The organism is Pseudomonas sp. MDV22-iso1 (genome assembly GCF_058145095.1).
Window position 1 is genome coordinate 27,136 of record NZ_JBYVMF010000028.1, and the last position, 23,176, is coordinate 50,311.

Here is a 23,176-nt window from a genome sequence, read left to right on the forward strand (position 1 = left end):
TGCGATCTTTTGATCTTGATCTGAAAAAAAAGATCAAAAGATCGCAGCCTCGTTTCACTCGACAGCTCCTACACAGCTCCTACAGAGCTCTGCGCGCCCCCGCATTCCACCTCGTTTCTGATACTTGTTCTCATTCGCTAATTTTTCCGGTCTGCATTCGTTTTATAGGGACGACGTGCCTTTGTGCTTCCCGCCACTGATCCGGATACCCAGAAATGAACGCTGAAGACTCCTTGAAACTTGCTCGCCGGTTTATCGGGTTGCCCCTGGAAAAGCGCCAGATGTTCCTTGCGGCCTTGCACAAGGAAGGCGTTGATTTCGCCCGTTTCCCCATTCCTGCCGACGTCGATGCCGAGGATCGCCAGGCGTTGTCGTACGCCCAGCAACGCATGTGGTTTCTCTGGCAGCTCGACCCGCACAGCGGCGCGTACAACCTGCCGGGCGCGGTACGTCTCACCGGCCAGTTAAACATTCCAGCGCTGGAACAGTCTTTCGCCAGCCTGGTGGCGCGTCACGAAACCCTGCGCACCGTGTTCCAGCACCAGGCCGACGACAGCTTGCTGCAAGTACCGACTGTTGCGCCGCTGGTGATCGAGCAGAAAAACTTCAGTCACCTGCCCGCCACGGAACGTGAAGCCGCCGTGGCACACGCCGCTGAACAGCAATCGGTACAGCCCTTCGATCTGGCAGTCGGCCCCTTGCTGCGCGTCACTTTGCTCAAACTTGCCGAGCAGGAACACGTCCTGCTGCTGACCCTGCACCACATCGTTTCCGACGGCTGGTCGATGAACGTCCTGATCGATGAATTCATCCGCTGCTACGACGCCTTCGAAGCCGGCGCTCAACCACAACTCGCACCTTTGCCGATCCAGTACAGCGACTACGCGTTGTGGCAGCGTCGCTGGCTGGAGGCGGGCGAGCAGGCGCGTCAACTCGAATACTGGCAGGCCCGACTGGGCGATGAGCACCCGGTCCTGGAACTCCCGACCGATCACCCGCGCCCGGCCATGCCGAGCTATCGCGGCACCCGTTACGAATTCGCCATCGACGCGTCACTGGCCGAGCGGCTGCGAGCCACTGCGCAGAAGCACAACATCACCCTGTTCATGCTGCTACTGAGCGCCTTCAACGCGCTGCTGCATCGCTACACCGGCCAGACCGACATCCGCGTCGGCGTGCCAATTGCCAACCGCAACCGCGCCGACATCGAAGGCCTGATCGGCTTCTTCGTCAACACCCAGGTGCTGCGCACTCAGCTCGACGGCCAGACCCGGGTTACCGACTTGCTGCTCGCGATCAAGGAAATCGCCCTCGGTGCTCAGGCCCATCAGGACCTGCCGTTCGAGCGTCTTGTCGAAGCGCTCAAACTGGAACGCAGCCTCAGCCACACACCGCTGTTCCAGGTGATGTACAACCACCAGCCGCACGTCGCCGACATCTCCACCGTCAGCACCGCGTCCGGCCTGGCGCTGGGTGTGATCGAGTGGGAAGGGCGCACCACGCAGTTCGACCTGACCCTCGATACATTTGAAAAGGGAGGAAAACTGCACGCCGCACTGACCTACGCCAACGACCTGTTCGACCCCGCCACCATCACCCGCATGGCGCAGCACTGGACGCATCTGCTGCGCGGCATGGTCAGCGACTCACAGCAGCGCATCAGCGATTTGCCGCTGCTGGACACCGCCGAATACCAGCGCATCGTGCATGACTGGAATCGTGTCGACGAACCCTTCGCCACAGACCGCTGCATCCACGAACTGATCAGCCAGCAAGCCGCCGCGACCCCGGATGCTTTGGCGGTGACCTTCGGCACACAACAGCTGACGTATGCCGAGATCGACTCTCAGGCCAATCGCCTGTCGCACAAACTGATCGAGCTGGGCGTCGGCCCGGAAATCCGCGTCGGCGTGGCGATGCCGCGTACCGACCAGTTGCTGGTCGCCCTGCTCGCCGTGCTCAAGGCTGGCGGCGCGTACGTGCCGCTCGACCCGGATTACCCGGCCGAACGCGTGGCCTACATGCTTGAAGACAGCCGCGCCCTGGTGTTGCTGACCGAGCAGTCGGTTGCCGCGACGCTGATCGCCCCCGCCGACACCCACGTGGTGCTGCTCGATCAGGTCGCCTCGACACTCGCGGCGTACCCCGCCAGCGCACCGCTCACTCGTGTCACCGCGGACAACCTCGCCTACGTCATCTACACCTCCGGCTCCACCGGCAGACCCAAGGGCGTCGCCATCGCCCATCGCAACGTGCTGGCGCTGATCGACTGGTCGAAATCGGTCTACCGCCGCGAGGACATCCAGGGCGTCCTGGCCTCCACCTCGGTGTGCTTCGACCTCTCGGTGTGGGAGCTGTTTGTGACCCTGGCCAACGGCGGTTCGGTAATCATCGCCCGCAATGCCCTGGAATTGCCGCTGTTGCCGGCCCGGGATCAGGTGCGTCTGATCAACACCGTGCCGTCGGCGATCAACGCGTTGCAACGCGACGGGCAGATTCCGCCAAGCGTGCGCATCATCAACCTTGCCGGCGAACCGTTGAAGCAGAGCCTGGTGGACGCGCTGTACCAGCAATCGACCGTCGAGCACGTCTTTGATTTGTACGGCCCGTCGGAAGACACCACCTACTCGACCTGGACCCGTCGCGAGGCCGGTGGCCGCGCCAGCATCGGCCGACCGCTCAAGCACACCGCCAGCTATTTGCTGGACGCCGAACTCCAACCGGTGCCCCAAGGCATAGCGGCGGAGTTGTACCTGGCGGGCGCGGGCATCACTCGCGGTTACCTCGGCCGGCCCGCAATGACCGCCGAAAAGTATGTGCCAAATCCCTTCGCCAGCAACGGCGAACGTCTGTACCGCACCGGCGACCTGACCCGTTATCAGGCCGATGGCACGTTGCAATACGTCGGACGCATCGACCATCAGGTCAAGGTGCGCGGCTTCCGCATCGAACTGGGGGAAATCGAAGCGCGGCTGTTGCAACAGGACGCCGTGCGCGAATTGGCGGTGCTGGCGCAGGACGGTACCAACGGCCAGCAACTGGTGGCCTATATCGTGCCCACCCATGCCGACGTCTTGACCGGCGATGTCGAGGCCCAGTCGAACCTGCGTGAAGTCCTCAAAACCGGACTGCGCCAGCACCTGCCGGATTACATGATCCCGTCGTTCCTGCTGTTCCTCGACCATCTGCCACTGACCCCCAACGGCAAGCTCGACCGCAAGGCGCTGCCTGCGGTGGACGGCAGCCAGCAGCAACGCGAACACATCGCGCCACGCAGCGCGCTGGAAAAGTCCCTCGCCGCCATTTGGCAGGACGTGCTGGCCATCGACACCGTCGGTCTCGAAGACAACTTCTTCGAACTGGGCGGCGATTCCATCGTGTCCATGCAAGTGGTCAGCCGCGCGCGTCAGGCGGGCATCCTGTTGAGCCCCAAGGACCTGTTCCAGCACCAGACCATTCGCAGCCTTGCCCAGGCTGCCCGCAGCGGTGAGCAAGTCTCTATCAATCAGGGGCCGGCCAGTGGTGCCGTGGCGCTGGCGCCCGTGCAGCAATGGTTCTTCGAGCAAGCCATTCCCGAGCGTCAGCACTGGAACCAGTCGCTGCTGCTGGTTCCGCGCAAGGCGTTAAACGTCGATGCGCTCGCCCGCGCGCTGGAGCACCTGTTGACCCATCACGACAGCTTGCGCCTGCGCTACCAACACACCGAAAACGGCTGGCAACAAGCCTACGCCGTACCGACCACCGAGTCGGTGCTGTGGCAACGTCAGGCGCAGACGACGGATCAACTCAACGCCTTGTGCGACGAAGCCCAACGCAGTCTCGACCTGCAAAACGGTCCGCTGCTGCGCGCATTGCTGGTGACAATGGCTGACGACTCCCAGCGCTTGCTGCTGGTGGTTCACCACTTGGCGGTGGACGGCGTGTCCTGGCGCGTGCTGCTGGAAGACCTTCAGCAGTTCTATAGCGGCGTCGCCTCGACAACGCCAAAAACCAGCAGCTATCAGTACTGGGTGGCGCGCCTGCAAGCCCACCTCCCGGTCTTTGAACAACGCCTGGAGCACTGGCAGACCCACTTGGGTGCAGCGTCAGGCGAACTGCCTTGCGACCGTCCAGACGGCGCACTGGAAAATCGCTTCGAGGAAAAACTCGAACTCAAACTCGACACCGAACAGACCCGCAAGCTGCTGCAACAAGCCCCAGCGGCCTATCGCACCCACGTCAACGACCTGCTGCTGACCGCTCTGGCCCGTGCTGTTTGCCGCTGGAGCGGGCAGGGCAGCACGTTGATTCAGCTCGAAGGCCATGGCCGCGAGGACCTGTTCGATGACATCGATCTGACCCGCACCGTCGGCTGGTTCACCAGCCTGTTCCCGGTCAATCTGAGCCCTTGCAATGACCTCGGCGCGTCAATCAAAACCATCAAGGAGCAGCTGCGCGCCATCCCCGACAAAGGCCTGGGTTATGGCGCGTTGCGCTACCTGGGCAACCCGGCGATTCGTGCCGGGCTGGCCGCGTTGCCGCAACCGCGTATCACCTTCAACTACCTGGGGCAGTTCGACCGTCAGTTCGACGACACCGCGCTGTTTGTGCCGTCCACTGAAGGCAACGGCGCGGCGCAGGATCCCACGGCCCCGCTGGGTAACTGGCTGACCGTCGAAGGCCAGGTGTACGGCGGCGAACTGGCCCTGAGCTGGGGCTTTAGCCGTGAGATGTTCGACACCGCGACCGTTCAGACGCTGGTCGATACCTGCGCGCAAGAGCTCGCGGCCCTGATCGAGCACTGCTGCACACTCGAAGAACAGCAAGCCACGCCGTCGGACTTTCCGTTGGCGCGCATCAGCCAGGCGCAACTCGACACATTGCCGGTCGCGACGCTGGAGGACCTCTATCCGCTGTCACCGATGCAGCAGGGCATGCTCTTTCACACGTTGTATGAACCGCAAGTCGGCGCCTACATCAGCCAGTTGCGCCTGGACATTCAAGGCCTCGATCCACAGCGCTTCGCCGATGCCTGGCAAGCGGCACTGGAGCGACACGACATTCTGCGCAGCAGCTTTCACTGGCAAGGCCTCGACACCGCCCATCAGGCGATCAGCCGTCAGGTACCGCTGCCGCTCCAAGTGCTTGAGGCGACCGACACCGATGCGCTGGCCGATGCCGAACGCAACCAGGGTTTCGCACTGAATGCCGCGCCGTTGTTTCGATTGAAATTAATCAGTACCGGCACTGACGCCTGGCACCTGATCTACACCAGCCACCACATCTTGATGGACGGCTGGAGCAACGCGCAGTTGCTCGCCGAAGTGATCCAGCACTACGCCGCCGGCCATTCACTGCCTGCGCCGACCGGGCAGTACCGCGATTACCTGGGCTGGTTGCAGCAGCAATCGGCCAGCGCCGGCGAGGCATTCTGGACAGCCGCACTGGCACCCCTCGAAGCCCCGACATTGCTGGCCGAAGCCTTGCGTCCACCGGTTGGAATCACAGGCAGCGAGGAACACCGCGTGGCTCTCGACTGCCGCGCCACCCAGCATCTGGCCGAGTTCGCCCGTCAGCAAAAAGTCACCCTCAACACCGTGCTCCAGGCGGCGTGGAGCCTGTTGCTGCATCGTTATACCGGTCAGGATTGCGTGGCCTTCGGCGCCACGGTGGCCGGCCGCTCTGCACCCTTGCCGGGCATCGAAGAGCAGCTCGGGCTGTTTATCAACACGCTGCCGCTGGTGTGCGCCATCAGGCCCGATCAGACCGTCAGCCAATGGTTGAACGCGTTGCAGGCATTGAACCTGGCCATGCGCGAGTTCGAGCATGTGCCGCTGTATGACATTCAGGGGTGGGCAGGGCAGCAGGGTTCGGCGCTGTTCGACAGCCTGCTGGTGTTCGAAAACTTCCCGGTGGCCGAAGCCCTGAAGCAAGGCGCGCCGGCCGGGTTGTCGTTCGGCAACCTGCACAATCACGAGCGCACGCATTACCCGCTGACCCTCGGTGTCGAGCTGGGCGAAGGCCTGAGCCTGGAGTTCAGCTACGACACCGCACGCTTCAGTGCCGCGCAAATCGCCGAACTGTCGGCCAATCTGCAGCACCTGCTGGCGCAACTGGTAGCGTCGCCGAACGCCGCGTTGGGCGCGCTGGAATTGCTCGATGAGGAGGGGAAAAACACCGTGCTCACGGTCAGCCAATCCGCTGCCGTCGAGTTATCCACAACCCTGTTGGCACACGAACAGATCGCCGCTCAAGCCGACGCAACGCCACATGCGCTGGCGGTGCGGGTCGACGGTCAATCCTTGAGCTACGGCGAGCTGAACGCCCAGGCCAACGACCTGGCCCATCGACTGATCACCAACGGCGCAGGCCGCGGCAAGCGTGTCGGTCTCGCCCTGCATCGCGGCCCGCAACTGATCGTCAGCCTGTTGGCCGTGCTCAAAACCGGCGCCGCCTACGTCCCGCTCGACCCGAAATACCCGGCCGAACGCCTGAGCTACATGATCCACGACAGCCGCCTCGACCTGCTGCTGTGCGAATCCAGTCTGCTGGAAGACGTAAAAAACGTCCCCCGTCTCACCCTCGAAAACAGCACCGATACAGCGCCTGCAGGAGCAAAGCCATCTGTAGGAGCAAAGCTCGCTCGCGATAGCGCCAGCCCGGCCACTGAAGACCTCGCCTACATCATCTACACCTCCGGCTCCACCGGCCAACCCAAAGGCGTCGCCATCACCCACGGCGCGTTGCGCGAGTTCTGCCAAACCGCCGCCGACTATTCGAAGCTGTCCCCAGCAGACCGCGTGCTGCAGTTCGCCACCTTCAGTTTCGATGGCTTCGTCGAACAATGCTTCCCGGCCCTGTGCGTCGGCGCGGCGTTGATCATGCGTGGCGATGACCTGTGGGATGCCGGCCGCCTCGCCGCCGAAATCGTCCAGCAGGGCATTACCGTGGCGGACTTGCCCGCCGCCTATTGGCACTTGCTGGCCCGGGAATGCGCAAGCGGCGTGGTGCGTCATCTTGGCGATTTGCGTCAGGTCCACGTGGGCGGTGAGGCGATGTCGGTTGAAGGTCTGCGCCTGTGGCATCAGGCCGGTCTGACGCATGTGCGGTTGCTCAACACCTACGGTCCGACCGAGGCGACGGTGGTGTCCAGCATTCACGAATGTCGTCTGGAGGATGCCAGCGATGCGTTTGGCATTCCCATCGGTCGCGCCATCGCCGGGCGTGCGCTCTACGTGCTGGACGCGGCGGGTCAATTACTGCCTCGTGGTGGTGTCGGCGAATTGTGCATCGGTGCTCAGACCTGCCTCGCTCAAAGCTACTTCGATCGTCCGGCACTGACTGCCGAGCGTTTCCTGCCGGACCCGTTCGCCCCTGAACCGGGCGCTCGCCTGTACCGCAGCGGCGACCTGGCGCGGTACAACGCCGAGGGCCATCTGGAATACGTCGGACGCATCGACCACCAAGTGAAAATCCGTGGTTTGCGCATCGAAATGGGCGAGATCGAAGCCTGCCTGCAAGCACGGGAAGACGTGCGCGACGCGGCTGTTGTTGCCCAGGACGGCACGCAGCTGGTGGCCTACGTCGTGGCGAGTGGCGCGGTGACTTCCGAGTCCGAGTATCTGCACAGTCTCAAAGCAGCACTGCGCCAGTCGCTGCCGGAGTACATGGTGCCCAACCACCTCGTCCTGCTAAACAAACTGCCCCTCAACAACAACGGCAAACTCGACCGAAAATCGCTCCCGCGAATTGACGGCGACAATGCTCAACGCGTTTTCGTGGCGCCGCTCGCCGGGCTTGAAACCCGGCTGGCAGAGATCTGGAAAGCCGTGCTGCAGGTCGAACACGTGGGCCGCGACGATAATTTCTTCGAACTGGGCGGGCACTCGTTGCTGGTGCTTCAGGTGATCTCCCGGGTGCGTCAGCAATTGCAGCTCGAGCTGTCCGTCAGCAGCCTGTTCTCGGCAGCGAACCTGGCGGAATTTGCCGAACGAGCCGCGTTGGCGAACATCGGCAATCAACCGGTCCTGCATGCCTTGGCGGTCGATCAGCCCCCGATCCTGTCCTACGCCCAGCAGCGTCAATGGATCCTCTGGCAACTGGACCCGCACAGCGCGGCCTACAACATCCCGGCGGCATTGCGCCTCAAGGGGGCGTTGAACCGTCCGGCCCTGCAAAAAGCTTTCGAACAACTCCAGGCCCGTCACCATACCCTGCGCACAACCTTTGAACAGGACGGCCAGCAGGCGCGTCCGGTGCTGCATGAAAACCTGGCGCTGCAATGGGTCGAACGTACGCTGGATCAAGCGTCGGTTGAACGCGCCGTGGCCGAAGCAATCGCCCAGCCGTTCGACCTGCGCAACGGTCCGCTGTGGCGTGCATTGCTGCTGCAGGTGAACACGGACGAACACGTTCTGGTCCTCACCGTGCACCACATCGCCGCCGATGGCTGGTCGATGCAGGTGATGGTCGATGAGTTCAGCGCGCTGTATCAGGCCGCTGTCGACGGTCGATCCGTCGACCTCGCCAGCCTGCCGGTGAGCTACAGCGATTACGCCCATTGGCAGCGACAGTGGCTGGAGGCAGGCGAGGGCGCTCGTCAGCTGGACTGGTGGCGCGAGCAACTGGCGGGCACCCAGGCACCGCTTGAACTGCCCAGCGAATTGACCCGCCCGGCCCGTCGCAGCGAGCGCGGCGCGAGCCTTGCACTCAACGTTGATCGCGGGTTGCTCGCCGGTCTGCGCCAGCGTGCACAGGCGCAGCAGGTGACGCTGTTCATGCTGTTGCTGGCGAGTTTCCAGGCCCTGCTGCATCGCCAGAGCGGGCAGTCGAGCATCAGTGTCGGCGTACCGAGTGCCGGTCGTTCGCGCCTGGAAACCGAAGGCCTGATCGGCTTCTTCATCAACACCCAGGTGCTGCGCGCCGAGATCGACGGGCAGTTGCCTTTCAGTGCCTTGCTGCAACAGGTCAAGCACACCGCATTGGATGCGCAGGCCCATCAGGACCTGCCGTTCGAACAATTGGTCGACGCCTTGCAACCTGACCGCACGCTCAATCACAGCCCATTGTTCCAGGTGCTCTACAACCATCAGCAGCAACTGGGCGCGAGCGTCGAGCGCAGCGTTGGCGGCCTGCAAGTCGAGCGTCTGCACTGGCAGCAACACACCACGCAATTCGACCTGGTGCTCGACACCCAGGAGCAGGGCGACACCCTGGATGCCAGCCTGACTTACGCCACGGACCTGTACGACGAAGCGTCCATGCAGCGCCTCGCCGAGCAGTGGCTGAACCTGTTGCGCGCCGTGGTCGAAGACCCGCAGCATCGAGTGGCCGAGTTGCCGATCCTCGATCAGCCACAACGCGATGCCCTGGTCCAGCACTGGAACCCGACATTCCACGCTCAACCGCGGTCACCTACGTTGCACCGGTTGTTTGAAACCCAGGCGGCCCTGCGGCCCGACGCCATCGCACTGGTCTACGAAGGCGAGCACCTGACCTACGCCGCGCTCAATGCCCAGTCCAACCAACTGGCGCGCAAACTGCGCGAACAGGGCGTCGGCCCGGAAGTGCGGGTCGGCATCGCCACTGAGCGGGCCATGCCGCTGGTGGTCGGGCTGCTGGCGATCCTCAAGGCCGGCGGCGCCTATGTACCACTCGATCCGCAATACCCGGCCGAGCGCTTGAGCTACATGATCGAAGACAGCGGCATCACGTTGCTGTTGACCCAGCAGCACCTGATCGATGGCTTGCCCTCGCGCGAAGGTGTGCAGGTGCTGAGCCTTGAATCGCTGCAGCTGGATGCCTACAGCGCTGACAACCTGCCCGTGCTGACGACTCCGGAAAACCTCGCCTACGTCATCTACACCTCTGGCTCCACTGGTCGTCCCAAAGGCGCCTTGCTCAGCCATGGCAACGTCGGGCGTCTGCTGAGCGCCACCGCCGCCGAGTTCAATTTCGGTCCGCATGACGTCTGGACGCTGTTCCATTCCTACGCGTTCGATTTCTCGGTGTGGGAGCTGTTTGGTTCGCTGTGCACCGGTGGCCGTTTGGTGGTCGTGCCGTACTACATCAGCCGCGAGCCGCAGGCATTCCACCGCCTGCTCTGTGATGAAGGCGTGACGGTGTTGAACCAGACGCCCAGCGCATTCCGTCAACTGTTGCCAATTGCCTGCGCCAGCGAACGCAATCTGGCCCTGCGCCAGGTGATTTTCGGCGGTGAAGCCCTCGAAGTCGCGAGCCTGCGTCCATGGTTCGAACGCTTTGGCGACCAGCAGCCCACCCTGGTCAACATGTACGGCATCACCGAAACCACGGTGCACGTGACTTACCGCGCCATCCGCCTGGCCGACCTCGACGGCAAGGCCCAGAGCCCCATCGGCCTGCCGATTCGCGACCTGCGCTGGTACTTGCTCGACAGCCAGTTGCAACCGGTGCCGGTCGGTGTGGCGGGCGAGTTGTACATCGCCGGTGCGGGTCTGGCGCGGGGTTATCACGGGCGTTTCGACCTGACCGCCGAGCGATTCGTGCCGAGCCCGTTCGAGGTGGCGCAGCGTCTTTATCGCAGCGGCGACCTGGCGCGTCAGCGTGCCGACGGCAGCATCGATTACCTGGGGCGAATCGACCAGCAAGTGAAGATTCGCGGATTCCGCATCGAACCTGGCGAAATCGAAGCGGCGCTGCTGGCCCAACCGGGTGTGCGTCAGGCGGTGCTGAGCGTTCACCCGAGCGAAGGCGGGCCGCAGCTCTGCGCCTACGTCGTGGCCGAGCAGACGCCCCACGATCCGATTGCCTGGCGTGACCACCTGCGCGCCGCGCTCAAGGTCGAACTGCCGGAGTACATGGTGCCGAGCCACTGGCTGCTGCTCGATGCCTTGCCGCTGACCGGCAACGGCAAGCTCGACCGCAGGGCCTTGCCAGTGCCGGACGCGCAAGACTGGCAACGACCGTTCGAAGCCCCGGAAGGCGATCTTGAACGGCACCTCGCCGGCATCTGGGCCAGCGTGCTCGGTGTGGCGCAGATTGGCCGCCGCGACAACTTCTTCGAATTGGGCGGGCATTCGCTGCTCGCCGCCCAGGCCAGTGCCCGCGTGGAACTGGAACTGGGTATCGAGCTGCCGCTGCGTGCGCTGTTCGAATCCGCCGACCTTCAGGCTTACGCCGCCATGGCCGGGCAACACGCCCCGACTGACAACGATGCACGTCTGAATGCGCTTGAGTCGCTTCTCGACGAGATGGAGATCAACTGATGGAACACACCACTGCCCAGCGTATCGCCAGCCGTTTCGCCGGCCTGCCTGCCGACAAGCGCCGCGAGTTTCTGACACGCATGCAAGAGCAGGGCGTGAGCTTCGGTCAGCTGCCGATTCCTCCAGCCGCCGAGCGGCAGGAAAGCTTCGAACTGTCCTATGCCCAGCAACGCCAATGGTTCCTCTGGCAGCTCGATCCACAGAGTTCGGCCTACAACATTCCCGCGGCGTTGCGCTTGCACGGGCCGCTGAATGTTGAAGCGTTGCAGCAGAGTTTCGACGTGCTGCTGGAGCGGCATCAGAGCCTGCGCAGCCGCTTCGTCGAGGACGACGGGCAGGTCATGCAGACGCTGGCCGAATTCACCTCGTTGCCCATCGGAATGATCGACTTGCGCCGTGAACCCGAGGAGCAACGCCTCGCCTGCGCCATGAACCGCGTCGAGCAGGACATCGCCCGGCCGTTCGATCTGCAGCAGGGTCCACTGCTGCGCGTCAGTCTGTTGCAGCTCGATGACCAGGACCATGTCCTGTTGCTGACCCTGCACCACATCGTCACGGATGGCTGGTCGATGGGCGTGCTGATCGAAGAGTTTTCCCGACTCTACGCCGCCCATTGCCAAGGGCAGAGCGCTGCGTTGGACCCGTTGCCGATCCAGTACTCGGACTACGCCCTGTGGCAACGCCGCTGGATGGACGCCGGCGAGCTGGAGCGTCAGCTCAACTGGTGGCGTGACACCCTGGGCAGTGAACAACCGCTGCTCGAATTGCCCACCGACCGTGCGCGCCCGGCACAACCGAGCCAGCGCGGTGCGCGTCTGGATTTCGCCCTCGATACAAACTTGGCCAAAGGGCTGATGGCCTTGGCCAAACAGCGCGGCGTCACACCGTTCATGCTGTTGCTCGCAAGTTTTCAGGCACTGCTCTATCGCTACAGCGGCCAGTCCGATCTGCGCATCGGCGTGCCGATTGCCAACCGTCATCGTGCGGAAACCCGAGGCTTGATTGGCTTTTTCGTCAACACCCAGGTGATGCGCGCCGAACTGGACGGGCGCCTGCCGTTCAGCCAGTTGCTCGACCTGACCCGCGCCGCATCGCTGGACGCCCAGGACTATCAGGACGTGCCGTTCGAACGTCTTGTCCAGGCGCTGCAAGGTGAGCGCAGCCTGAGCCACAGCCCGCTGTTCCAGGTGATGTTCAACCATCAGCAGGCGAAGCCGGCGGCCGTCAGTGGCTTGCTCGCCGGGCTGCGAGTCGAAGCGCTGAACGCGACGGCGCACACCACCCAGTTCGACCTGCAATTGGACACACAGGAGGAGGGCGACCAGCTGTTCGCCAGCCTGACCTACGCCACGGATTTGTTCGACGCCGAGCGCATCCAGCATTTGGCGCGTCATTGGAAAAACCTGCTGGCCGGCCTGTTGGCAAACCCGCAAAGCCCGATCGCGGAGCTGCCTTTGCTGGAGGCCGACGAGCGTCTGCGCATGCTCGACGACCTTAATGACACCGCCAGAAGCTACCCGGGCGAAGTCTGTGTGCAGCGTCATTTCGAAGAACGCGTGGCTGAACACGGCGATGCGACGGCGCTGGTGTTCCAGGGTCAAAAACTGTCTTACGCCGAGCTGAACCTGCGTGCCAACCGTCTGGCTCATCACTTGCGCGCCCAGGGCGTCGGCCCGGAAGTGCTGGTGGGGATCGCCTGCGACCGCTCGTTCGAAATGGTCGTCGGCCTGCTGGCGATTCTCAAGGCTGGCGGCGCTTATGTGCCGCTCGACCCGGAATACCCGCTGGATCGCCTGAGCTACATGATCGACGACAGCGGCATTTCGCTGCTGCTGACCCAGGCGCATCTGCTGGAACAATTGCCGACCCCGGACACCGTGCGCACCTTGTGCCTGCAGGCCGAGGCCGATTGGTTGAGCGATCTGCCGGGCACCGACCTGAACAACCTCGCGGTCGCCGAAAACCTCGCCTATGTGATTTACACCTCCGGTTCCACTGGCAAACCCAAAGGCGCGGGCAACCGTCATGTGGCCCTGCACAACCGTCTGGAGTGGATGCAGGAGGCCTACAACCTGTCGCCAACGGACCGCGTACTGCAAAAAACGCCGTTCAGTTTCGACGTGTCGGTGTGGGAGTTTTTCTGGCCATTGATGAAGGGCGCCACCCTGGTGATCGCCGCGCCCGGCGAGCATCGTGATCCGCAACGCCTGGCGGCGCTGATTGTCGAGCAGGCGATCACCACGCTGCACTTCGTGCCCTCGATGCTCTCGGCCTTCATCGCTGCCGACGAGGCACTGGCCTGCACTTCGCTGACTCGGATCATTTGCAGCGGTGAAGCGCTGCCGATGGAACTGCAACGTCAGACGTTGCGCGCTCTGCCGCACACCCATCTCTACAACCTGTATGGCCCGACCGAAGCGGCCATCGACGTCACCCACTGGACCTGCGTGGAAGAAGGCCGCGACAGCGTGCCGATCGGCCGTCCGATTGCCAACCTGCGCACCTGCATCCTCGACAGTGAACTGCAACCCTTGCCGCTGGGCGCGGTGGGCGAGTTGTACCTGGGCGGCGTCGGCCTGGCGCGCGGCTACCACCGCCGTGGCGCGCTGACCGCCGAGCGATTCGTGGTCGACCCGTTCGGCAGTGGCGAGCGCCTGTATCGCACCGGCGACCTGGCGCGTTATCGCGCTGATGGCGCCATCGATTACTGCGGCCGTATCGACCATCAAGTGAAGATTCGCGGTTTGCGTATCGAGCTGGGGGAAATCGAAGCGCGCCTGCAAGAACACGCCGACGTGCAGGAAGCCGTGGTCCTGGCACTCGACGGCCCGAGCGGTCAGCAATTGGTCGCCTACGTTGTGCCGCAGGATCGCACACGGGTGGGCGCTGATGCCGAGCAACAAGGCGCCTGGCGTGAAACCCTGAAAAGCCATCTGCTCGCCAGCCTGCCGGATTACATGGTGCCGGCGCAGACCGTGTTGATCGAACAAATGCCCCTGAGCCCCAACGGCAAACTCGACCGCAAACGCCTGCCTGCGCCGACCGCACACGTCAGTCAGCGCGCCTTCGAAGCGCCGCGCAGCGAACACGAGCAGGTGCTGGCGCAGATCTGGCAGGACGTCCTTGGTGTCGAGCAGGTCGGGCGTCAGGACAACTTCTTCGAACTGGGCGGTGACTCGATCATTTCGATCCAGGTGGTCAGCCGTGCCCGTCGTGCCGGCCTGAGCCTGCAACCGCGCGACCTGTTCCAGCAGCAAACCTTGCAAGCACTGGCCGCCGTGGTCAAAGAGCAGGCCGCGCCGCAGGTGCACCAAGGACAGGTGGACGGGGTGCAAACGCTCACGCCGATTCAGCGCTGGTTCTTCGACGAACCGATCCCGCAGCGAGGGCACTGGAACCAGGCCGTGCTACTGACACCCCGCGAAACCCTCGAATTACCCCGCCTGCAAGCGGCGCTGCAACGGGTTCTGAAACAGCACGATGCCCTGCGTTTGCGCTTCAGCCTGGTCGACGGAACACCGCAGGAACCCTGTGGGAGTGACGGTGCGACGATTCGACCTGCTCGCGATGGCGTTAGTGCAGGCAACGTTAAGGGTGACTGTGATGACCTCATCGCGAGCAGGCTCACTCCTACAAAGTGGTCGGCGCGCTATGTCGGGGCTGACAGCGCCGATGTCATCGATATGCTCTGGACCGCCAGCGTGGCCAATGATGCCTCCCTGGAATCGGTGTGCGACGAAGCCCAGCGCAGCCTCAGTCTGCAGGACGGGCCCCTGCTACGTGTGGCCTTGATTGCCCAGGCGGATGGCACGCAACGCTTGCTGTTGGTGGTTCACCATTTGGCGGTGGACGGCGTTTCGTGGCGGGTGTTGCTGGAAGATTTGCAGGCGGCTTACCAGGGCCAGGACTTGCCACCCAAGACCAGCGCGTTCCAGACCTGGGCGGACAAACTTGAGGCGTATGCACAGTCCGACGTTGCTGCCCGTGAACTGGGCTGGTGGCAAGGGCAACTGGCGGATGCAAGCGACTCGCTGCCGGCCGCCAACCCTCAGGCCAGCCAGGCCGGGCATCTGCGCCAGGGCGTCAGCATTGGCCTGGACCGTGAACAAACCCGCCAGTTGCTGCAACAGGCGCCAGCGATCTACCGCACCCAGGTCAACGACCTGTTGCTGACCGCACTGGCCCGAACCCTCAGCCGCTGGACCGGCCACGGCTCGGCATTGATTCAACTGGAAGGCCATGGCCGCGAAGAACTGTTCGACGGCATCGACCTGACCCGCACCGTCGGCTGGTTCTCCAGCCTGTTCCCGGTGCGCCTGACACCCACCACTGACCTTGCAGGTTCGATCAAGGCCATCAAGCAGCAGCTGCGTGAAATCCCCGGCAAAGGCATGGGCTTCGGGCTGCTTCGGTATATGGGCGATGCCGAGTCCCAGACGGCACTGGCCGCGCTGCCGCAAGCACGGGTCACCTTCAACTACCTCGGTCAGTTCGACCAGAGCTTCGCCGAGGACGCATTGTTCACCCCGGCCCGGGAATCCAGCGGTGCCGCGCAATCATCCCAGGCGCCGCTGCCGAACTGGCTGTCGGTGGACGGCCAGGTGTTTGGCGGTGAACTCAAGCTCGACTGGACCTTCAGTCGTGACTGCTTCTCTCTGGGTGAAATCGAAGCCCTGGCCGCCGATTACCAGCGCGAGTTACTGGCGCTGATCGCTCACTGCCTGAGCGATGGCGCGGGCGGCGTGACCCCGGCGGACTTCCCGTTGGCGCGTCTGACCCAGGCCCAACTCGATGAACTGCCAGTGCCGCCCGCGCAGATCGAGGACCTGTACCCGCTGTCGCCGATGCAAGCCGGTTTGTTGTTCCACAGCCTGTACGAAAGCGACTCCGGCGCCTACGTCAATCAGCTCAGTGTCGAGGCCCGTGGCCTCGATGCCGAACGGCTGGGGCACGCGTGGCAAGCGGTGCTCGACACCCATCCGATCTTGCGCAGCAGCTTCCATTTTCCTGACGGTTTCGAAGCACCGGTGCAACTGGTCCATCGTCATCTGCAATTGCCGCTGACCTGCCTCGACTGGCGCACCCGCAACGATCAGGCCGAAGCGCTGGCGCTGTTGATCGACAGTGAACGCCTGCAACTGGATTCGACTCGCGCCCCCTTGATGCGCTTGACCCTGGTGCGCCTGGACGACGAGCGCCAGCAACTGATCTACTCCCACCATCACCTGTTGCTCGATGGCTGGAGCAACTCGTTGCTGTTGAGCGAAGTCCTGCAGCGTTATGCCGGGCAGGACGTGCAGGCATCCACAGGGCGATTCGCCGACTACATCGGTTGGCTGCAACGTCAGGATGCCCAGGCCGACGAGCTGTTCTGGCGCGCGCAACTGGCGAGCCTCGACAACCCGACTTTGCTGGCGCAGAGCCTGGCGCCGGTCGGGCCCAAGCGTATGTCGAGCGTCGAGTTCGCCGACCATCGCCAGACCTTCGACGTGGCCACCAGCAAACGCTTCGGCGAGTTTGCCCGTCAGCAGAAAGTCACCCTCAACACCCTGGTTCAAGGTGCGTGGGCGATCTTGCTGCAACGCTACAGCGGCCAGCGCAGCGTGGCGTTCGGTGCCACGGTGGCGGGGCGTCCGGTCGATTTGCCGGGTGCCGAAACCCAGCTCGGCCTGTTCATCAACACCTTGCCGGTGATCAGCAGCCCGGACGCGATGGAAAGCGTCGCGCAATGGCTGACCCGTTTGCAGGCCCAGAACCTGGAACTGCGCGAACACGAGTTCACCGCGTTGGGCGATATTCAGCGCTGGGCCGGGCGTGCCGGTGAGTCGCTGTTCGACAGTCTGCTGGTGTTCGAAAACTTCCCGGTGGCCGAAGCATTGCAACAAGGCGCACCGGCCGGTTTGAGCTTCTCGATCCCGCACAACCATGAACGCACCAACTTCCCGCTGACCCTGGCGGCGACCGCCGAAAGCCAGCTCAGCCTGAACTGGAGCTACCAGTGCAGCCATTTCAGCAGTGAGGCGATTGCGCGCATGAGCGAGCATTTGGCGACGCTGCTGACGGCCATGGTTGCGGCGCCGCAGGTGGCGTTGAGCGAACTGGACCTGCTGACCGCGCCTGAGCGGAAGCAGCAGTTGCTCGAGTGGAACCCGGCGTTCACCGTCGCGGAAGATCCGCTCTGCGTGCATCAGTTGATCGAAGCCCAGGCTGTCGCTCGCCCCGACGCCACGGCACTGATCTTCAATGATCTGGAATTGAGCTTCGACCAACTCAACCGTCGCGCCAATCAACTGGCCCATCGCCTGCGCGCTCTGGGCATTGGCCCGGAAGTGCGGGTCGGCCTGGCGATGCAACGCTCGCCGGAGATGATCATCGGCCTGCTGGCGATCCTCAAGGCCGGCGGTGCCTACGTGCCGCTTGACCCGGCATACCCCGCCGAACGCCTGCGCTATCTGATGGAAGACAGTGGGATTTCGCTGCTGATCAGCCAATCGTGGCTGCGGGAAAAACTGCCGTTGCCAGAAAATCTGTCGGTGCTGGAAATCGATCGCGAGCCGCTGGACCTGATGGCGGACGCCAACCCGGTCAACCTCACTTGCGGCGAAAACCTTGCCTATCTGATCTACACCTCGGGCTCCACCGGCCGGCCGAAAGGCGTCAGCGTGGCGCACGGTCCGCTGGCCATGCATTGCCTGTCGATTGGCGAGCTGTACGGCATGACCCCGGATGATCGCGAGCTGCAATTCGCCTCGATCAGCTTCGACGGCGCCCACGAGCGCTGGTTGACGCCGCTGGTGTTCGGCTCGGCAGTGATGCCCCGCGATGACGAGTTGTGGAGCGTGGAGCGCACCTGCTCCGAAATCGAAAAACACGGCATCACCATCGCCTGTTTCACCCCGACCTACCTGTCGCAGATCGCCGATTTCATGGGCGTAGCGGGGCGCGATCTGCCGATCCGTTCCTACACGCCGTGCGGTGAAGGCATGGCCAAGCACGCGTTCGATGAGGTGCAGCAAGTTCTGCAACCCAAGCGCCTGATCAACGGCTACGGCCCGACCGAAACGGTGATTACGCCGCTGATCTGGCTAGCGTATCCCGACACTGAATTCGACTCGGCCTTCATGCCGATCGGTCGTCCGGTCGGCAACCGCAGCGCCTACATTCTGGACGGTGGTTTGCAGCCGTTGCCGGTGGGCGTCGCGGGCGAGTTGTACCTGGGCGGGGAGGGCGTGGCGCGTGGTTACCATCAACGTCCGGACCTGACCGCTGAACGTTTTGTGCCGGACCCGTTCGTGCCTGGCGCGCGGTTGTACCGCAGTGGTGACCTCGCGCGGTTCCGTGCCGATGGCGTCGTCGAGTACCTTGGGCGCATCGACCAGCAAGTGAAAATTCGCGGGTTCCGCATCGAGCTTGGCGAAATCGAAGCCTGCCTGCTGGAACACGAAGGCGTGCGCGAAGCGTTCGTGATCGACCGCGACGGCCCCGTGAGTCGCCAGCTGGTCGGTTATGTGGTGCCGCGTGACCCGCTGGCCGACGAGCAGGATTTGCGTGAAGCGCTGACCGTGCACCTGCGCAGTCGCTTGCCGGCGCACATGCTGCCCGCGCATTTGATGTGCCTGGCTGCCTTGCCGCTGACACCCAACGGCAAACTCGATCGCCAAGGCCTGCCCGCGCCTGAAACGTCGCGCCAGAACCTCGAACACGTGGCTGCGGCGTCACCGGCCGAGGCGATGCTGGTGACGATCTGGCAAGAGCTGCTGGGACTGGATTCAGTGGGCGTCACCGAGAGCTTCTTCGAACTTGGCGGCGACTCGATCATCTCGCTGCAAGCCGTGAGTCGTGCGGGGCAGCGCGGTCTGGTGTTCAGTCCCAAGCAACTGTTCGAACAGCAGACCATTCGTGCGCTCGCTGCGGTAGCGACCCGCCGTGAAGCAGCACTGATTGAAGCGGCGAAAGTCGAAGCGTTCTCACTGGTGCCGCACATCGATTTCGCCGCTCGCGAAGGCTTGCAAGACCTGTATCCGCTGTCGCCGATGCAGCAGGGCATGCTGTTCCACTGCCTTGATTCGCCGGAACTGAATCCGTACGTCAACCAGTTGAGCGTGGCCGTGGACGGCTTGCAGGTGCCGCGATTCCGCGCGGCGTGGCAGGCCTTGGTCGAGCGTCATGAAGTGCTGCGCGCGGCGTTCCGCTGGCGCGATGGCCTGGCGGATCCACTGCAAGCGGTGTTCGCCGATGTCGAGTTGCCGATCGAAGAACTCGACTGGCGCGACCGTAACGACACCGAACAGGCGTTGAGCGAATTGGCGGCTGCGGAACAAGCCAAAGGCTTCGACCTGAGCTGCCCGCCGTTGATGCGATTTATTCTGGTGCGCCTGGGTGACGACCGGCACCAGATGATCTGGATCTACCACCACTTGCTGCTGGACGGCTGGAGTGCTTCGCGGCTGCTGGGCGACATGTTGCGCCTGTACCACCACGACAGCCTTCCGGCCCTGACCGGTCGTTACGCCGACTACATCGCCTGGCTGCAACGCCAGGACGGTGCGCAGGCGGAAGGCTTCTGGCGCGAGCGTCTGGCGCTGCTTGAAGCGCCGACTATTCTGGCCAAGGCGTCGGGCGCCGCAGGGTCCGGGCATGGCGTGATGTACAGCAACCTCGACGCCGACGCGACGCGTAAGCTGCACACCTTCGCCAAGCGTCAGCGCGTGACGTTGAACACCCTGGTGCAAGGCGCCTGGCTGTTGCTGTTGCAACGCCACAGTGGCCAGCGCAGCGTGGCGTTCGGCGCCACGGTGGCGGGGCGTCCGACCGGTCTCGCCGGTGCCCAGGACATGCTCGGTCTGTTCATCAACACCTTGCCGGTGATCCAGACCCTCGACCCGCAACAGCCGCTGGGCGAGTGGTTGCGCGCCTTGCAGGACTACAACCTGATGGTGCGCGACTACGAGCACACGCCGTTGTCGGACATCCAGCGCTGGGCCGGGCAGGGTGGGCAAGGTCTGTTCGACAGTATCATCGTGTTTGAAAACCATCCGGTGGACCGTGCGTTGAAAGGGGGCGAGGAAGGTGAGTTGCGCTTTGCCGAAGTCGGCAGTGGCGGGGTCACCAACTTCCCGATGGACTTGATGGTCAGCGCCAACGAGGAAGGCCTGGAAGTCGAATACCTGTACCTGCGCGATCGCTTCAGTGACGTGGAAGTGCAGCGCATTCGTGCGCAGCTTGAGGGATTGTTGCGGGCGTTGCCTGAAGATGCGACCTGTTTGCTCGGCAACATCGGTTTGCCCCACGCGTTAATCAGCCAGCCACAGGCGTCGGACAACCACGCTGACCTGCTGCACGGGTTCAATCAGCATGTTCACAAGCAACCGCAGAAAATCGCCCTGTTCTGTGAGGATCGTGAAGTCAGTTATGCCGACCTTGACGCTCAGGCCAATGGGCTGGCGCAGCACCTGATCGATCTCGGTATCGGTCCGGAACAGCTGGTGGCGGTGGCGCTGCCGCGTTCCGAGCGCACCCTCATTGCGTTCCTGGCGGTGCTGAAGGCCGGGGCCGCCTACTTGCCGTTGGACCTGGCGTACCCGGCCGAGCGCCTGGCTTACATGCTCAAGGATTCGGCGGCGAGCCTGTTGCTGTGCGACAGCGACCTGAGTGAACGCTTGCCGCTGGCGGACAGCCCGCCACGGCTGTTGCTTGATCAGTTGAGCATTGCCGGCAACGTCCAGTGCCCATCGTCGACGCCGCTGGCGGGGCACCTGGCGTACCTGATCTACACCTCTGGTTCCACTGGCCAACCCAAGGGCGTGGCCGTGGCGCGCGGTCCGATCGCCCGGCATTGCCGCGGCATCATCGACCTCTATGAACTGGCCCCGCGCAGTCGTGAACTGCACTTCATGTCGTTCGCGTTCGACGGTGCGCAGGAGCGGTGGCTGAGTGTGCTGTTGGCCGGTGGCAGTCTGGTGATCCGCGACGACAGTTTGTGGACCCCGGAGCAGACCCTGGAGGTGCTGCACCGTCATGGCGTCACCGTGGCCTGCTTCCCGCCGGCGTACCTGCAACAGATGGCCGAAGTCGCCGAACGTCTCGGCAATCCACCGGCGGTCGAGGTGTATTGCTTTGGTGGGGACGCGGTGCCGCAAGCGAGTTTCGAGCAGGTCAAACGCGCCTTGCGTCCGCAACGTCTGGTCAACGGCTATGGCCCGACCGAAACCGTGGTCACGCCATTGCTGTGGCGTGCCGAGGCCAGCGAAACCTGCGACGCCGCCTATGCGCCGATCGGGCGTGGTGTGGCCGGGCGTGGCCTGTACGTGCTGGATGCTGACCTCAACCCGTTGCCGGTCGGTGTCAGCGGCGAGCTGTACTTGGGCGGTGAATGCCTGGCGCGGGGTTATCACCTGCGCCCGGGCATGAGCGCCGAGCGGTTCATCCCCGACCCGTTCGAGGCCGGTGGCCGCATGTATCGCACTGGCGACCTGGTGCGCCAGCGCGAGTGCGGGCTGATCGATTATCTGGGACGTCTTGACCAGCAGGTGAAGATCCGTGGTTTCCGCATCGAACTGGGGGAAATAGAAGCGCGTCTGCGTGAGTGCGCCGGGGTGCAGGATGCCGCCGTGGTGGTGCACGACACGCCGACCGGCAAGCAGTTGGTGGGTTACGTGGTGGGGGGCGGGGCGGTCGGGCTGGATAGACGCCTGAAAGCCGAACTGCAAGCGCAACTGCCGGACTACATGGTGCCGGCGCGCATCCTGGTGCTGGAGCGCTTCGCGCTTTCGGCCAACGGCAAACTCGATCGTCGTGCATTGCCGGTGCCTGAATGGGCGCTCGGCGGCTATCGCGCGCCGCGTAACCCATTGGAAACGGCGTTGACCGCGATCTGGCAAGACGTGCTCGGCGTGCCGCAGGTGGGCATCGACGACAACTTCTTCGAATTGGGCGGCGATTCGTTGCAGGTGCTCAAAGTCATCTCACGGGTGCGCAGTCAGCCGCAATTGGGCTTCGAATTGAAACTGCGGGATTTGATGCAGAAACCCTGCATCGCTGAACTCAGTGGTTACCAGGCAGCCGAGCCCGTGACGTCGGCGCCGGACCCGTTGCTGGCGTTGAACGCGCGGATCCCCAACGTGCCCGCGCTGTTCTGCCTGCATGCCGGTTTCGGCACGGTGTTCGATTACGAACCGCTGGCGCGGCGCCTGGAAGGACGGCGCACGGTGTATGGCCTGCAATGCCGCATGTTGCTCGATCCGAACTGGCAGGACGATTCCTTGCAGGCCATGGCTCAGGCCTATGCGCAACGTATTCGTGCTCAGCAGGCCAAGGGGCCGTACTACTTGCTGGGCTGGTCGCTGGGGGGCGCGCTGACGCAATTGGTCGCCCGGGAGCTGGAATCTCAAGGTGAGCAGGTGACCTTTGCCGGACTGGTCGACAGCTACATCGCCGGTACCGCCGAAGCGGGTGACTGGCGCGAGGACCTGGGGGATTTCCTCAGGTTCGTGCTGGGGCTGCCGGCTGAAGAGGCTCAGGCATTGATCGTGTTTAAGGCGGCTGATTTGAACGAGCGAGAGGGCGCCACTGCCGTGATCGAAGCCGCCTTGCACGGTTCCAACGAGCAAGCTGCGCTGGGGGCGGGGGAGCTTACACAGATCTTCGTCACTGGCTCACGGCTCAAGCAGCTGGCACTCGCGCACCGGCAACTGCCGGCGATCAACGCCGCGGCGCATCGCTGGTGGGTGGCTGAGCGTGACGATGAACGTCGGGTGTTCGAAGCTCAGGTCGGCAGCCATGGCGTTGATCGTCTGTTGGCCGGCGGGCACTACGAACTGCTGCGCAGTGATGAACTGCTTGATGAGCTGGAGGATTTGCTCGAACAGCGTTTGGCCACGGCATGAAAAACAATAAATAACCTGTGGCGAGGGAGCTTGCTCCCGCTGGGCTGCGAAGCAGTCCCCTGTTCC

At 63.6% G+C, this 23,176-nt stretch carries 2 protein-coding genes; both read left to right on the plus strand.

The features are described 5' to 3' along the window. Positions 1-215: 215 nt before the first annotated feature. Complete coding sequence (locus tag AC3ZVB_RS24790; RefSeq protein ID WP_490147976.1) at positions 216-11,225, plus strand: amino acid adenylation domain-containing protein; 11,010 nt, start codon at positions 216-218, stop codon at positions 11,223-11,225. Beyond that, positions 11,225-23,110 carry a non-ribosomal peptide synthase/polyketide synthase gene (locus AC3ZVB_RS24795; RefSeq protein ID WP_490147977.1) on the plus strand — a complete coding sequence of 3,962 codons (11,886 nt, stop codon included), beginning with the start codon at positions 11,225-11,227 and terminating at the stop codon, positions 23,108-23,110. The genes AC3ZVB_RS24790 and AC3ZVB_RS24795 overlap by 1 nt, the downstream gene beginning before the upstream one ends. Positions 23,111-23,176 lie beyond the last annotated feature (66 nt).